Consider the following 14,788-nt stretch of genomic DNA (forward strand, 5'->3'; position numbering starts at 1 on the left):
CCTTATTTATATAGGGTACTGCTTATCGTTAAAAACAAAATACTCGCGCGGCAAAGCGAAATCAATCGAGGGGAAAAATGCGAAGAAGGAGAAAGTGTTTTTTTAGAACTCAATAAAAACAGACAGTTAAAAACATAAAAATAAAAAGCAACTGTATTTATGTGCCATTCATCACAATTACATCAAATCACTAAATATCAAATATGTGAATTAGATCGCATATAGCCACTTGTCTGAACGAAATTATTTATAATCCATTTATAAAAAACGGGCCGCCTGAGCGACCCGTTCGGTGTTGTATCGTGATTACAGCAGTTCTTTTGCTTTCGCGACAACGTTATCAACGGTAAAGCCGAACTCTTCGAACAGCAGCTCAGCAGGCGCAGACTCACCGAAGGTGGTCATGCCGACGATAGCGCCATTCAGGCCCACGTATTTGAACCAGTAGTCAGCGATACCCGCTTCCACTGCCACGCGAGCAGAAACCGCTTTCGGCAGTACGGCTTCACGGTAAGCGGCATCCTGCTTGTCGAACGCGTCGGTAGACGGCATGGAGACCACGCGCGCTTTCACGCCTTCGGCAGACAGTTTGTCCCATGCGGCAACGGCCAGCTCAACCTCAGAACCGGTTGCGATGAAGATCAGTTCCGGCTGACCGGCGCAATCTTTCAGCACATAACCACCGCGCGCGATGTTCGCCAGCTGCTCTTCGGTACGTTCCTGCTGCGCCAGATTCTGACGGGAGAGGATCAGCGCGGTCGGGCCGTCCTGACGCTCAACGCCGTATTTCCACGCCACTGCGGATTCAACCTGGTCACACGGACGCCAGGTGCTCATGTTCGGCGTTACGCGCAGAGAAGCCACCTGCTCTACCGGCTGGTGAGTCGGGCCATCTTCGCCCAGACCGATGGAGTCGTGGGTGTAGACCATCACCTGACGCTGTTTCATCAGCGCAGCCATACGCACCGCGTTACGGGCATATTCCACGAACATCAGGAAGGTCGAGGTGTACGGCAGGAAACCACCGTGCAGGGAGATACCGTTAGCGATGGCGGTCATACCGAACTCGCGCACGCCGTAATGGATGTAGTTACCCGCAGCATCTTCGTTGATGGCTTTAGAACCCGACCACAGGGTCAGGTTGCTTGGCGCCAGGTCAGCGGAACCGCCGAGGAACTCAGGCAGCAGCGGCCCAAACGCTTCAATCGCATTCTGAGACGCTTTACGGCTGGCGATTTTCGCCGGATTAGCCTGCAACTTAGCGATAAATTCATTCGCTTTCGCATCGAAGTCAGACGGCATTTCGCCTTTCATACGACGGGTAAATTCAGCGGCTTCCTGCGGGAAGGCTTTTGCATAGGCGGCGAATTTCTCATTCCAGGCCGCTTCTTTTGCCTGACCGGCTTCTTTCGCATCCCACTGCGCATAGATTTCAGACGGGATTTCGAACGGCGCGTATTTCCAGCCCAGCTGTTCGCGGGTCAGTGCGATTTCAGCATCGCCCAGCGGCGCGCCGTGAGAGTCGTGCGTACCCGCTTTGTTCGGGGAACCGAAACCGATGATGGTTTTGCACATCAGCAGGGACGGTTTGTCAGTAACGGCGCGCGCTTCTTCAACCGCGCGTTTAATCGCTTCAGCATCGTGACCGTCGATACCGCGCACAACGTGCCAGCCGTAGGCTTCGAAACGTTTAGCGGTGTCATCAGTGAACCAGCCTTCAACGTGGCCATCGATAGAGATACCGTTGTCATCGTAGAACGCGATCAGTTTGCCCAGCTTCAGCGTTCCTGCCAGAGAGCAGACTTCATGGGAGATACCTTCCATCATGCAGCCATCGCCCATGAAGGCATAGGTGAAGTGATCCACGATATCGTGGCCTGGACGGTTGAACTGCGCCGCCAGTGTTTTTTCCGCAATCGCCATACCGACCGCGTTCGCAATCCCCTGGCCCAGCGGGCCGGTGGTGGTTTCAACACCTGCGGTGTAACCCACTTCCGGGTGGCCCGGCGTTTTGGAGTGCAGCTGACGGAAGTTTTGCAGCTCAGACATCGGCAGGTCATAGCCGGTGAGGTGCAGCAGGCTGTAGATCAGCATGGAGCCGTGGCCGTTAGACAGCACGAAGCGGTCACGGTCAGCCCAGGAAGGGTTCTGCGGGTTGTGGTTCAGGAAATCACGCCACAGGACTTCGGCAATGTCAGCCATACCCATAGGGGCACCCGGGTGACCGGATTTGGCTTTCTGTACTGCGTCCATGCTCAGCGCACGAATAGCATTGGCAAGCTCTTTACGTGAGGACATTTTGACTCCAGATCGGATGATGAAGGCCATGCCCTTAACGACTTGACGACAGCGCGTTTTGGGCTACGCCGGAAAAAAGTGCCAACAATGTAACCCAAGCCGCGAGCCATGTACATGGAGCATCCTTTCGCCGCTTCAGAAATCTCCGGATCGTGTTCGCATGTTGCGCAATCTGCTCACCCCCTTGTCGTTCTTTTCTTTATACTTAGCGTGGCGCTGGTTCATCGACACAAGGCGCACTTTTAGAACAATCCTGATTTCGTGCGGAAGAGAAAACATGAAAATTCGCGCTTTACTGCTTGCTATGAGCATGGCGACGGTTCTGACCGGTTGCCAGAATATGGACTCCAATGGACTGCTCGCTTCAGGTGCAGGCGCTTTTCAGGCTTACAGCCTCAGTGATGAGCAAGTAAAAGCGCTCAGCGACCAGGCATGTACGGAAATGGACAGCAAGGCGACAATCGCCCCGGCCAGCAGCGAATACGCGAAGCGACTGAGCAAAATCGCCTCTGCGCTCGGCGACAATATCAACGGCCAGCCGGTGAATTACAAAGTCTATGTGGCGAAAGACGTTAACGCGTTTGCAATGGCGAACGGCTGTATCCGCGTCTATAGCGGCCTGATGGACATCATGACCGATAACGAAGTGGAGGCGGTCATCGGCCACGAAATGGGACACGTTGCGCTCGGCCATGTGAAGAAAGGGATGCAGGTTGCGCTGGGGACTAACGCGGTTCGCGCCGCAGCCGCTTCCGCTGGCGGTATTGTCGGCAGTCTGTCGCAGTCGCAGTTGGGCGATCTTGGCGAGAAACTGGTGAACTCACAGTTCTCCCAGCGCCAGGAGTCCGAAGCGGATGATTACTCCTATGACTTGTTGCGCAAACGCGGCATCAGTCCGGCTGGTCTGGCAACCAGTTTTGAGAAACTGGCGAAGCTGGAAGCGGGACGTCAAAGCTCCATGTTTGACGATCACCCGGCCTCCGCCGAACGTGCCCAGCATATTCGCGACCGAATGGCGGCAGACGGTATTAAATAAAAACGAGAGCAACATGTAGCTCTTGTTAGCTGTTCCGTTCGCCTTATGTTCGTTACCTGTCTGAAACCATAGCATTTGCGAACGTGTTAAGGAGGCTCGTCGCCGCCTCCTTAACAATCCTGGCTCCCGGCGGAAAAATTGTTGCTTCGCAATACCCTCCGCTTATTCCTCCAGGCTACCGGGGCGGGCGCGAGGTAGCGTCCCTGCAAAACGCGCCCTGAACCCGCATCCATGCGGGTTCCTCCGGCCTTACGGAAACACGTCGGCAATTTTCAGCCGGACCTGCCCACACCTGACCATTTCTGCGGTTTGTTTTTTAACAGCAAAACCGGTGCGGCTGAAAATCAGAGCATTGCAGCAATGCCCCTGTTCCGGCTGAAAATCGATGAGACGTTGACGGCTGACCGGGTCCGCCCGCAAGGACGCGGGCGGAGGGGACGGCCTGCCGGGACGCAGGCTCGGCCCCGACCCGAAAGGCAGACGGAATAAGGCGAATGAACCGCGCAGCGGCGATTTTCCTTGCCGGAGAGCCTGGGTTGCAAGGGAGGCGGCGGCGAGCCTCCCTTGCACGTTCACGAGTACTGAGTTTTCAGAGTAATGTTGAACATCAGGTGAACGGAAACAATCTTCCTGGCTAAATATTCTCCCGGCAGACAGAATAGCGCTCAAATGGTAATTACCCCATTCTTATAACGCATAAATTGATAACTTAAGCGCACAGAACGTTAAATATCAAAATATAAACAGTAGCGATATATTCGACGTTTTATTCTCTGATAGAGGATTATTTTAGTATTTATATTCCCCGGCATGTTTTATCACTTCTTTTAACGCCGCAGACAAAATATAAAATAGTCCAGCCCCAATATGGCCGGCACGCCAACGGCTGTAAGCCTTTGTCACAAAATGTTTGCAATCAATAATTATTCAGGTAACTATCCGTAACGCAGCAATTCAATTTGATATTATCCATAAAGAGAAGTTCCCTCAGTGAAAAAAGAAATATCGTTAATCGCATTAAGTTTATTCGCCGCATTGCCTGCCATTGCCAGCCAACAATCCGACAGCCAGGGTTTTGTTAATGACAGCCATTTAAATCTCTTTTTACGCAACGCCTGGATTAACCGCGACTATCAGGGTGGCGTACAGGACAAAGCCGAATGGGGCCAGGGCATTGTCGCCACCTTTGAATCTGGCTATACCGAAGGTCTGATCGGCTTTGGCGTTGACGGTATTGCGCAGTATGGCGTGCGTCTGGACGGCGGCCGTGGCCGCAGTGGCGCAGGCGGTATCGACTTCTTCAAACAAGACAGCGACGGCCGCGCGAAATCCGATCTGGCAAAATTTGGCGCAACCGCCAAAATGCGCATCTCCAACACCGTCCTGAGCTACGGCAACCAGCGTCCGCAGCTCCCCATCGTCTACGCCGACGATTCCCGTCTGCTGTTTGAAAGCTTCACCGGCACCATGTTGACCTCCAGAGAGATCGACGGTCTGGAGATTAATGCCGGTTATTTCACCGACGAGCAGCGCAAAAGCGACGACCGCCACAACAGCGGCCTGAAAAGCCTCTCTTTCGGCGGCGCGAGCTACCAGTTTAACGATCAGTTCAGCGGCGCCCTGTATGCCTCGCACGTCGAAGATGTGCTGAACAAACAGTATCTGGGACTGAACTTCAAACAGCCTTTCAGCACCGGACAGCAGCTGGTGCTGGACTTTAACGGCTACAACTCACGTCTGGATTCCGGTTACGCCGATAGCCTGAATACTGGCCGCAGCAACAGCATCTGGAGCCTGGCGGCAAGTTATATCTGGGATATTCATACCTTTAAAGTGGCGTATCAGCAAAGCAGCGGCAGCACCGGTTATCACTACGGCAGCTATCGCGATCAGGGCGGCGTCGGCGATGGCGGCAACACCATCTGGCTGGCGAACTCTTACTGGTCTGATTTTAACGGTGAAGACGAACGTTCCTGGCAGGCGTCATATGGACTGGATTTTGCCGGTCTCGGTTTACCTGGGCTGAGCTGGACAACCGCTTATGTTCGCGGCGATAACATCAAAACATCGGCAACCAGCAACGGCAAAGAGCACGAGTGGTTCAACCAGGTGCAATACCAGGTTCAGGACGGCATGGCAAAAGACCTGAAACTGAAGCTGCGCTATTCCGTATTACGCGTGTCCAGCAACGCCAGCGACTATAACGTCAGCGGCAACGAGATTCGCGCTTACGTGGAATATCCGTTTAACATCTTTTAAGTTAAACCCCCTCTCCTGATGACGGAGAGGGGGAAGCACTTATTCGCCTTTTTTCGCCGCCTGAATGTAGAGCATTTCCAGCGCCAGGGTCGCCGCAGCCAGCGCGGTGATTTCGGACTGGTCATAAGCCGGAGCCACTTCCACCACATCCATCCCGACGATGTTCAGATCTTTCAGACCGCGCACCAGTTTAATGGCACGATCGGAAGTCAGGCCGCCGATCACCGGTGTCCCTGTGCCCGGTGCGAACGCCGGGTCCAGACAGTCGATATCAAAGGTCAGGTAGACCGGCATATCGCCAACGATCTGATTAACCTGCGCGATGATGTCATCCACGCCGCGATCGTTCACCTGGCAGGCATCCAGCACGGTGAAACCGTTGTCTTTATCAAATTCAGTACGAATACCAATCTGCACGGAGTGGTTCGGGTCAATCAACCCCTCTTTCGGCGCAGTGTAGAACATGGTGCCGTGGTCAAACTCGCAACCGTTCGCGTAGGTGTCGGTATGCGCGTCAAAATGCACCAGCGCCATTTTGCCAAAGTGCTTTGCATGAGCGCGCAGCAGCGGCAGGGTCACGAAGTGGTCGCCGCCGAAGGAGAGCATACGTTTACCGGCTGACAGCAGTTTCTCCGCATGCGCCTGCAATTTTTCACTCATCTCGCGCGCGTCGCCAAACGCATAGACCAGGTCACCGCAGTCCACAACGTTCAGACGCTCGCGCATGTCGAAGTTCCACGGGAAGCGGTTGTGCTCCCAGGCCAGGTTAGTGGAAACCTGACGGATTGCCGCCGGGCCGTGGCGGCCGCCCGCACGACCGGAAGTCGCCATATCAAACGGTACGCCGGTGATCACCCAGTCGGCGTCGCTGTCATAAGGCTGGAAATTCAGCGGCAGACGCAGAAAGCCAAAGGCGTTGGAAACCAGGGAGTTATCGTACTGATGACCTAAAGTGCTCATGTCCTGACCTCTTTTAAAGTCGATACATTAAAAACAGATGAAAAAAAATCCCCTCCGCGTCGTTAAACCCGACGAGGAAGGGATTGATTCGTAAATCGCTTATTGGGGCGAATTATCGCCGTTAATTCATACGGGTTCAAGTGAGTATAGCATTCTGCCGGATGGCGGCTTCGCCGTATCCGGCCTATATTCGTAGGCCCGGTAAGCGCAGCGCCACCGGGCATCAGCGGCTACTCGTCTTCCAGGTAAGTGTACCCGTACAGCCCCGTCTCAAACTCTTCGAGGAACTGCTGTTGCAGCGCATCGTCCAGACCGGTCTGTTTCACCTGATCGCGGAAGTGGGTCAGCAGCGTGTTCGGATCGAGCTGTACGTATTGCAGCATATCCGCCACGGTGTCCCCTTCGTCAGACAGCTCAACTTCCACGCTGCCATCCGGGAAGACAAACACGTCAACCGCTTCGGTGTCGCCGAACAGGTTGTGCATGTTGCCAAGGATCTCCTGATAGGCGCCGACCATAAAGAAACCGAGCATCGGCGGGTTCTCTGGATCGTACTCCGGCATCGGCATGGTGGTGGCGATACCGTCACCGTCGATGTAGTGATCGATCGCGCCATCGGAATCACAGGTGATGTCCAGCAGCACCGCGCGGCGCTCAGGCACCTGATCCAGCCCTTCCAGCGGCAGCACCGGGAACAGTTGATCTATACCCCACGCATCCGGCATTGACTGGAACAGCGAGAAGTTGACGTACATTTTGTCCGCCATACGCTCCTGCAACTCATCGATGATCGGACGATGCGCACGGTTCTGCGGGTCCAGCTGTTTCTGTACTTCGTGGCACATGCTCAGGTAGAGCTGTTCCGCCCAGGCGCGTTCCTGCAAGCTGAACGTCCCGGAAGAGTAGCCAATGTGAATGTCGTGCAGGTCCATCTGGCTGTCGTGCAGCCATTCACGCAGCGAGCGACGGGTGCCCGGCTCGTGCATCTCCTGCCAGGTTTCCCACATGCTCTGCAACGCGCGCGGCGCGTCGTCGGCAGGCGCGGTGGGCACCGTATATTCGTTACGCTCCACGCCGATGATGTTCGATACCAGCACGGTATGGTGCGCAGTTACCGCACGGCCAGACTCGGTGATCACCGTTGGGTGCGGCAGACCGTGTTCTTCACACGCATCGCCAATCGCCCAGATGATGTTGTTGGCGTATTCGTTCAGGCCGTAGTTCACGGAGCAATCAGACTGCGAGCGGGTTCCTTCGTAATCCACGCCCAGACCGCCGCCGACGTCGAAACACTGAATGTTGACGCCCAGCTTATGCAATTCAACGTAGAAACGGGCGGATTCGCGCACGCCGGTGGCAATGTCGCGGATATTCGCCATCTGCGAACCGAGGTGGAAATGCAGCAGTTGCAGGCTGTCCAGTCGCCCGGCTTCACGCAGGGTTTCAACCAGTTGCAGCACCTGCGTCGCCGCCAGGCCGAATTTGGATTTTTCGCCGCCGGAAGACTGCCATTTACCGGAACCCTGCGAGGCCAGACGCGCACGCACGCCCAGGCGCGGGATCACGTTCAGACGCTCGGCTTCATCCAGCACGATCGCGATTTCTGACATCTTCTCGATGACCAGGTAGACCTTGTGGCCCATCTTTTCGCCGATCAGCGCCAGACGGATGTATTCACGGTCTTTGTAGCCGTTACAGACGATCACGCTGCGGGTCATTCCGGCGTGCGCCAGAACCGCCATCAGCTCCGCCTTCGAACCGGCTTCCAGCCCCAGCGGTTCGCCGGAGTGAATCAGCGATTCAATCACCCGACGGTGCTGGTTGACCTTGATCGGATAAACGAGGAAGTAGTCGCCGTTATAACCGTAGGATTCACGCGCGCGTTTAAACGCCGCGTTAATGGAGCGCAGACGGTGTTGCAGGATCTGCGGGAAGCAGAACAACGCAGGTAGACGCTGGCCTTGCGCTTCGCGAGCTTTCACCAGTTTGGCGAGATCGACGCGCGCCTGAGGTACGTCAGGGTCCGGGCACACGCTGATGTGTCCCAGTTCGTTGACGTCGTAGTAGTTATTGCCCCACCAGGCAATATTGTAAGTACGCAGCATCTTGCTGGCTTCCTGGGAGCTCATTGCAACCTCCTGCATGGAGCGTAGTACACCCTGTTCGCCTGCTGACGAAGGCGAACCCATAGACATGTCGTCAGACATAGCGAACCTCAAATTTTATTAACAAGTGTAAAACAGTTGACTACTATCGCAATCCGTAGACGCGATAACAACCCATAAACAGACGTATTTTCCAGCAGATAGTGCTGACGCTCCGCCTGCGCGACCGGTTTCTTTTTCATATCATTGTAAAACACGTAACCGAACTTAAGTATGACGGTTCGGCGAAACCACGAGAAAACTCTTGTTTCAACAAGAGCGCCCTTGTTCAGTCTTCCGTTACCGACCGGCTCTGGAGTCCTGAGAAGCGCCGAGATGGGTATAACATCGGCAGGTATGCAAAGCAGAGATGCAGATTGCGGGGGACATGCGCACACCAGAACGGTGCGACAGATTCAGCAGAATACAACGGTTCATTATCTCGTATCACCTCCACGGCCGCCCCGTAAGACAAGCCTTTAAGCCAAAGCAACGTTTTAGCCCGGCTGGAAGTGGCGACACGAGGAATCCGTCGTGTGCTTTTTAGTATGAGCCGCGCGCCGCGTTTTATACCGACAAGAGGGGAAAAATGCAAAGCATAAATGCGCACATTGCCAGCAGTGTCCTGAAAAATTTCCAGTCGTGTTTTCAACGCAACGAGAGTTGATTCAAAAAAAACTGGAAATCGGGTGAAGAAGTGACCTAAAATAGCCATCCAGATGTTAATCCATCCATACTGATTAACACTCAGACTGCCAGTGTCATCAACCTGCAAGCCTTGGTAGAATCCTCTGCTTTGGCTATTCCACACAACAGTTTGAGCTAACCAAATTCTCCTTAGGTGAAATAAAACATGGCAAAACACCTTTTTACGTCCGAGTCCGTATCAGAAGGGCATCCTGACAAAATTGCTGACCAAATCTCTGATGCCGTGCTGGATGCGATCCTGGAACAGGATCCGAAAGCGCGCGTCGCATGCGAAACCTACGTTAAAACCGGTATGGTTTTAGTTGGCGGTGAGATCACGACCAGCGCATGGGTTGATATCGAAGAGATCACCCGTAACACGGTCCGTGAGATTGGCTATGTGCATTCCGACATGGGCTTTGACGCCAACTCTTGCGCCGTGCTGAGCGCTATCGGCAAACAGTCCCCGGATATCAACCAGGGCGTTGACCGTGCCGATCCGCTGGAACAGGGCGCGGGCGACCAGGGCCTGATGTTCGGTTACGCGACCAATGAAACTGACGTGCTGATGCCAGCGCCGATCACCTACGCGCACCGTCTGGTACAGCGTCAGGCTGAAGTGCGTAAAAACGGCACGCTGCCGTGGCTGCGCCCGGATGCGAAAAGCCAGGTCACTTTCCAGTATGACGACGGCAAAATTGTCGGCATCGACGCGGTCGTGCTGTCTACTCAGCACGCTGAAGAAATTGACCAGAAATCGCTTCAGGAAGCGGTGATGGAAGAGATCATCAAGCCGATCCTGCCGTCAGAATGGCTGAACGCGTCGACGAAATTCTTCATCAACCCAACCGGTCGTTTTGTTATCGGCGGCCCGATGGGCGACTGCGGTCTGACCGGTCGTAAGATTATCGTGGATACCTACGGCGGTATGGCGCGTCACGGCGGCGGCGCATTCTCCGGTAAGGACCCGTCTAAGGTTGACCGTTCCGCAGCCTACGCCGCGCGTTATGTTGCGAAAAACATCGTTGCCGCAGGTCTGGCTGACCGTTGTGAGATTCAGGTTTCTTACGCTATCGGCGTGGCTGAACCGACCTCTATCATGGTTGAAACCTTCGGTACTGAAAAAGTGCCTTCTGAACAACTGACCCTGCTGGTACGCGAGTTCTTCGACCTGCGTCCGTACGGCCTGATTCAGATGCTGGATCTGCTGCACCCGATCTACAAAGAAACCGCTGCATACGGTCACTTTGGCCGCGAACATTTCCCGTGGGAAAAAACCGACAAGGCGCAGCTGCTGCGTGATGCCGCAGGTCTGAAGTAATTTACTGACGTTGCTTTTTTTAAGGCCAGCCTCGTGCTGGCCTTTTGTATTTGTGCGCGCATCTTTTGCCCGGAGTCGCTTCGCTTGCACGGGCCTACGGGTTCTGTCGTTTTGGCATAGCCGTCACCCGACGATTAATGAAACCGTTTACCCTCCATTCTATAAGCAATGCGTTGAAAATAATCCTTTTGCATGATCGTTTTTCTTCTGACGTTACATTTTTTTCAGTTAAGTCTTAAATGTGCGTATTCGCGATACAAACCGCCTCACTTACCTCTATGTTTTCAAAGCATTAATTACTTTCACCATCAAATGTTAGTGTAAACGATTACACTAACGTGATTCGAATCACATATTTTTACGGGCTACTCACCTACCCTTAGCATCAACAAAACTGGCAACCCAACCGGAGGCATCATGCCTGACAATAAAAAACAGGGGCGTTCAAACAAGGCCATGACATTTTTTGTCTGCTTTCTTGCAGCCCTGGCAGGATTACTTTTTGGCCTGGATATCGGCGTTATCGCCGGTGCTTTACCCTTCATCACTGACGAATTCCAGATTACCGCGCACACTCAGGAGTGGGTGGTCAGTTCGATGATGTTCGGCGCCGCCGTCGGTGCCGTCGGCAGCGGCTGGCTCTCCTTCAAATTAGGTCGTAAGAAAAGCCTGATGATCGGCGCGATCCTGTTTGTGGCCGGTTCGCTGTTTTCCGCCGCCGCGCCTAACGTTGAGGTGCTGATCGTTTCCCGCGTGCTGTTAGGCCTGGCCGTTGGCGTCGCGTCCTACACCGCCCCGCTGTACCTGTCTGAGATCGCGCCGGAGAAAATTCGCGGCAGTATGATCTCCATGTACCAGTTGATGATCACCATCGGTATTCTTGGCGCCTATCTGTCTGACACCGCGTTCAGCTACAGCGGCGCATGGCGCTGGATGCTGGGCGTGATCATCATTCCGGCCATTCTGCTGCTGATCGGCGTGTTCTTCCTGCCGGACAGCCCGCGCTGGTTCGCGGCGAAACGTCGCTTTATTGATGCTGAACGCGTACTGCTGCGCCTGCGTGATACCAGCGCAGAAGCCAAACGCGAGCTGGATGAGATCCGTGAAAGTCTGCAAGTAAAACAGAGCGGCTGGGCGCTGTTTAAAGAGAACAGCAACTTCCGTCGCGCGGTGTTCCTCGGGGTGCTTTTGCAGGTGATGCAACAGTTCACCGGGATGAACGTCATCATGTACTACGCGCCGAAAATCTTTGAACTGGCAGGTTATACCAATACCACCGAGCAGATGTGGGGCACCGTTATCGTTGGTCTGACGAACGTGCTGGCCACCTTTATCGCTATCGGCCTGGTAGACCGCTGGGGGCGTAAACCAACGCTGACGCTGGGCTTCCTGGTCATGGCTATCGGCATGGGCACTCTCGGCACCATGATGCATATCGGCATTCACTCGCCGTCAGCGCAATACTTCGCTATCGCCATGCTGCTGATGTTTATCATCGGGTTCGCGATGAGCGCCGGTCCGCTGATTTGGGTACTGTGCTCTGAAATTCAGCCGCTGAAAGGCCGCGATTTCGGTATCACCTGCTCTACCGCCACCAACTGGATCGCCAATATGATCGTCGGCGCAACGTTCCTGACCATGCTCAACACGCTGGGCAACGCAAACACCTTCTGGGTCTATGCCGGTCTGAACCTGTTCTTCATCATCCTGACCATCTGGCTGGTTCCTGAAACCAAACACGTCTCTCTGGAACACATTGAACGTAACCTGATGAAAGGCCGTAAGCTGCGCGAAATCGGCGCTCACAACTAACGCTGATAATTAGCGGTAAGTGCCCGATGGCGCAAGCTTATCGGGCCTACTGCCCTCAGTTGAACGCAGACCGGTTTGTCGGCCGCCATCCGGCAAAACTTAGCGGGGTGAAGCGTCCCTCTTGCAGTCTCCATCACCTCCCATTATCCTCTGTCGTTATGAAAACCTCCCGTCTCCCTATCGCTGTCCAGCAAGCCGTCATGCGTAGCCTGCGGGAAAAACTCGCCCAGGCCAATCTCAAACTGGAACGTCATTACCCGGAACCCAGGCTGGTTTATCAACAACGTGGAACTGCTGCGGGAACAGCATGGCTACAAACCTACGAAATCCGTCTCAATCCTGTGCTATTGATGGAAAACGTCGACGCGTTCGTTAATGAAGTGGTGCCCCATGAACTGGCGCATTTGCTGGTCTGGAAACATTTTGGCCGGGTTGCGCCGCACGGCAAAGAGTGGAAATGGATGATGGAAAGCGTACTGGGCGTCCCTGCCAGACGCACGCATCAGTTTGAACTGCAATCCGTTCGCCGCAATACCTTTACCTACCGCTGTAAATGCCAGCAGCATCAGCTCACCGTGCGCCGCCATAATCGCATCGTGCGCGGTGAAGCCACCTACCGCTGCGTTCACTGCGGCGAACCGCTTGTTGCTGAATAATCGCCAGAATAATCAGGAACTTTTCTGATCTGCCTGATTGCATACAAGAACAACTTTCGCTACGTTGCGGGCTCGTTTTGACACGGAGTTCGTGATGTACCGTAATTTTTCTTTTGCCGCAGCGTTGTTGGCGATGATGCTCTCAGGGCAGGTGCTGGCTACAGGCATCAACAGTTTTTCTCAGGCCAAAACCGCCGGGGTCAAAGTCAATGCCGATGTTCCCGGCGATTTCTACTGCGGGTGTAAAATTAACTGGCAGGGTAAAAAAGGCGTCGTGGATCTCGCCTCCTGCGGCTATAAAGTCCGAAAAAATGAAAACCGCGCCAGCCGCATTGAATGGGAACACGTCGTACCCGCCTGGCAGTTCGGCCACCAGCGTCAGTGCTGGCAGGACGGCGGGCGAAAAAACTGTGCGAAAGATCCTGTCTACCGCAAGATGGAGAGCGACATGCACAATCTGCAACCCGCCGTCGGCGAGGTGAATGGCGATCGCGGCAACTTTATGTACAGCCAGTGGAATGGCGGCGAAGGTCAGTACGGCCAGTGCGCCATGAAGGTCAATTTCAAGGAAAAAATCGCCGAACCGCCTGCTCGCGCCCGTGGTGCGATCGCCCGTACCTACTTTTATATGCGCGACCAGTACAATCTGACGCTCTCCCGTCAGCAAACGCAGCTTTTCAACGCCTGGAACAAGCTGTATCCGGTCACGGACTGGGAGTGCGAGCGCGACGAACGCATCGCCAGGGTACAAGGGAACCACAATCCATACGTGCAACGCGCTTGCCAGGCGCAAAAGAGCTAACCTACACTAGCGGGAATATTTTTAACCCTGCCCCACGCGATCAGATGGCGTGGGGAGATGACGCGGATTTTTCTATTATGCGCATTCCCCGCATTTATCACCCTGAACCCATCACATCCGGCAGCCAGTTCTCCCTGTGTGAAGACGCCGCCAACCATATCGGACGCGTGCTGCGTATGGGGCCAGGCCAGGCGCTCCAGCTGTTTGACGGCAGTAATCAGGTGTTTGACGCCGAGATAACCAACGCCAGCAAAAAAAGCGTCGATGTAAAAGTGCTCAGCGCCACCCTCGACGATCGTGAATCCCCGCTGCATATTCACCTCGGCCAGGTGATGTCGCGCGGCGAAAAAATGGAATTCACTATCCAGAAATCGATCGAACTGGGTGTAAGCCTCATTACGCCACTTTTTTCTGAGCGCTGCGGCGTTAAACTGGACAGCGAACGTCTGAACAAGAAGCGCCAGCAGTGGCAAAAAATCGCTATTGCCGCCTGCGAACAGTGCGGTCGTAACCGGGTGCCGGAAATTCGCCCGGCAATGGATCTGGAAGCCTGGTGCGCCGAGCAGGACGAGGGGCTGAAACTGAACCTTCACCCGCGCGCCAGCGCCAGTATCAACACCCTGCCGCTCCCCGTGGAGCGCGTGCGCCTGTTGATTGGCCCGGAAGGCGGTTTGTCGGCAGATGAAATCGCCATGACCGCCCGCTACCAGTTTACTGATATCCTGTTAGGACCTCGCGTTCTGCGTACTGAGACAACTGCGCTCACCGCCATTACCGCGCTACAGGTGCGTTTTGGCGATCTGGGCTAACGGA

At 54.6% G+C, this 14,788-nt stretch carries 13 protein-coding genes; 7 read left to right on the forward strand and 6 right to left on the reverse strand.

The features are described from left to right. Positions 1-306: 306 nt before the first annotated feature. Entirely contained in the window at positions 307-2,298 is a 1,992-nt protein-coding gene (gene tkt, locus OGV67_RS14185; RefSeq protein WP_024130933.1) for a transketolase, read from the reverse strand. A 277-nt stretch (positions 2,299-2,575) separates the two neighbouring features. On the opposite strand from tkt, the gene loiP reads away from it, so the two are divergent. Next, positions 2,576-3,334: a metalloprotease LoiP gene (loiP, locus tag OGV67_RS14190; protein WP_049010274.1), complete on the forward strand. Its 759-nt coding sequence runs from the start codon at positions 2,576-2,578 to the stop codon at positions 3,332-3,334. 249 nt (positions 3,335-3,583) lie between these two features. On the opposite strand, the gene OGV67_RS14195 is transcribed toward loiP, so the two are convergent. After that, positions 3,584-4,003, reverse strand: a complete 420-nt coding sequence (locus tag OGV67_RS14195) for a hypothetical protein (RefSeq protein ID WP_286465665.1) — start codon at positions 4,001-4,003, stop codon at positions 3,584-3,586. Between the two features lie 321 nt (positions 4,004-4,324). Here OGV67_RS14195 and OGV67_RS14200 point away from each other — a divergent pair, with 321 nt between their 5' ends. Next, a complete protein-coding gene (locus OGV67_RS14200; protein ID WP_012135053.1) occupies positions 4,325-5,593 on the forward strand; it encodes an OprD family outer membrane porin in 1,269 nt (422 codons plus the stop codon). Between the two features lie 39 nt (positions 5,594-5,632). On the opposite strand, the gene speB is transcribed toward OGV67_RS14200, so the two are convergent. The 4 genes from speB to yqgG form a co-directional block, all read right to left on the reverse strand. Next, on the reverse strand, positions 5,633-6,553 hold the full coding sequence (gene speB, locus OGV67_RS14205; RefSeq protein WP_012135054.1) for an agmatinase: 921 nt from the start codon (positions 6,551-6,553) through the stop codon (positions 5,633-5,635). Positions 6,554-6,783: 230 nt separating this feature from the next. Continuing rightward, positions 6,784-8,760 carry a biosynthetic arginine decarboxylase gene (gene speA, locus OGV67_RS14210; RefSeq protein ID WP_024130934.1) on the reverse strand — a complete coding sequence of 659 codons (1,977 nt, stop codon included), beginning with the start codon at positions 8,758-8,760 and terminating at the stop codon, positions 6,784-6,786. An 8-nt stretch (positions 8,761-8,768) separates the two neighbouring features. Continuing rightward, complete coding sequence (gene yqgB, locus OGV67_RS14215; RefSeq protein ID WP_047463939.1) at positions 8,769-8,900, reverse strand: acid stress response protein YqgB; 132 nt, start codon at positions 8,898-8,900, stop codon at positions 8,769-8,771. A gap of 97 nt (positions 8,901-8,997) precedes the next feature. Then, positions 8,998-9,135, reverse strand: a complete 138-nt coding sequence (yqgG, locus tag OGV67_RS14220) for a small protein YqgG (protein WP_269475138.1) — start codon at positions 9,133-9,135, stop codon at positions 8,998-9,000. 415 nt (positions 9,136-9,550) lie between these two features. On the opposite strand from yqgG, the gene metK reads away from it, so the two are divergent. The 5 genes from metK (at position 9,551) to rsmE (ending at position 14,784) form a co-directional block, all read left to right on the forward strand. Then, positions 9,551-10,705: a methionine adenosyltransferase gene (gene metK / locus OGV67_RS14225; RefSeq protein WP_012135057.1), complete on the forward strand. Its 1,155-nt coding sequence runs from the start codon at positions 9,551-9,553 to the stop codon at positions 10,703-10,705. A gap of 417 nt (positions 10,706-11,122) precedes the next feature. Continuing rightward, a complete protein-coding gene (gene galP, locus OGV67_RS14230) occupies positions 11,123-12,517 on the forward strand; it encodes a galactose/proton symporter (RefSeq protein WP_060815922.1) in 1,395 nt (464 codons plus the stop codon). Positions 12,518-12,675: 158 nt separating this feature from the next. Beyond that, positions 12,676-13,173, forward strand: a complete 498-nt coding sequence (locus OGV67_RS14235) for a SprT family zinc-dependent metalloprotease (protein ID WP_058668076.1) — start codon at positions 12,676-12,678, stop codon at positions 13,171-13,173. 94 nt (positions 13,174-13,267) lie between these two features. Next, entirely contained in the window at positions 13,268-13,975 is a 708-nt protein-coding gene (gene endA / locus OGV67_RS14240) for a deoxyribonuclease I (RefSeq protein ID WP_012135060.1), read from the forward strand. Positions 13,976-14,052: 77 nt separating this feature from the next. Further along, positions 14,053-14,784 carry a 16S rRNA (uracil(1498)-N(3))-methyltransferase gene (gene rsmE, locus OGV67_RS14245; RefSeq protein ID WP_047463935.1) on the forward strand — a complete coding sequence of 244 codons (732 nt, stop codon included), beginning with the start codon at positions 14,053-14,055 and terminating at the stop codon, positions 14,782-14,784. Positions 14,785-14,788: the final 4 nt, after the last annotated feature.

Origin of the sequence: Citrobacter sp. CK188 (assembly GCF_030333525.1) — a bacterium.
GTDB classification, from domain to species: domain Bacteria; phylum Pseudomonadota; class Gammaproteobacteria; order Enterobacterales; family Enterobacteriaceae; genus Citrobacter_B; species Citrobacter_B koseri.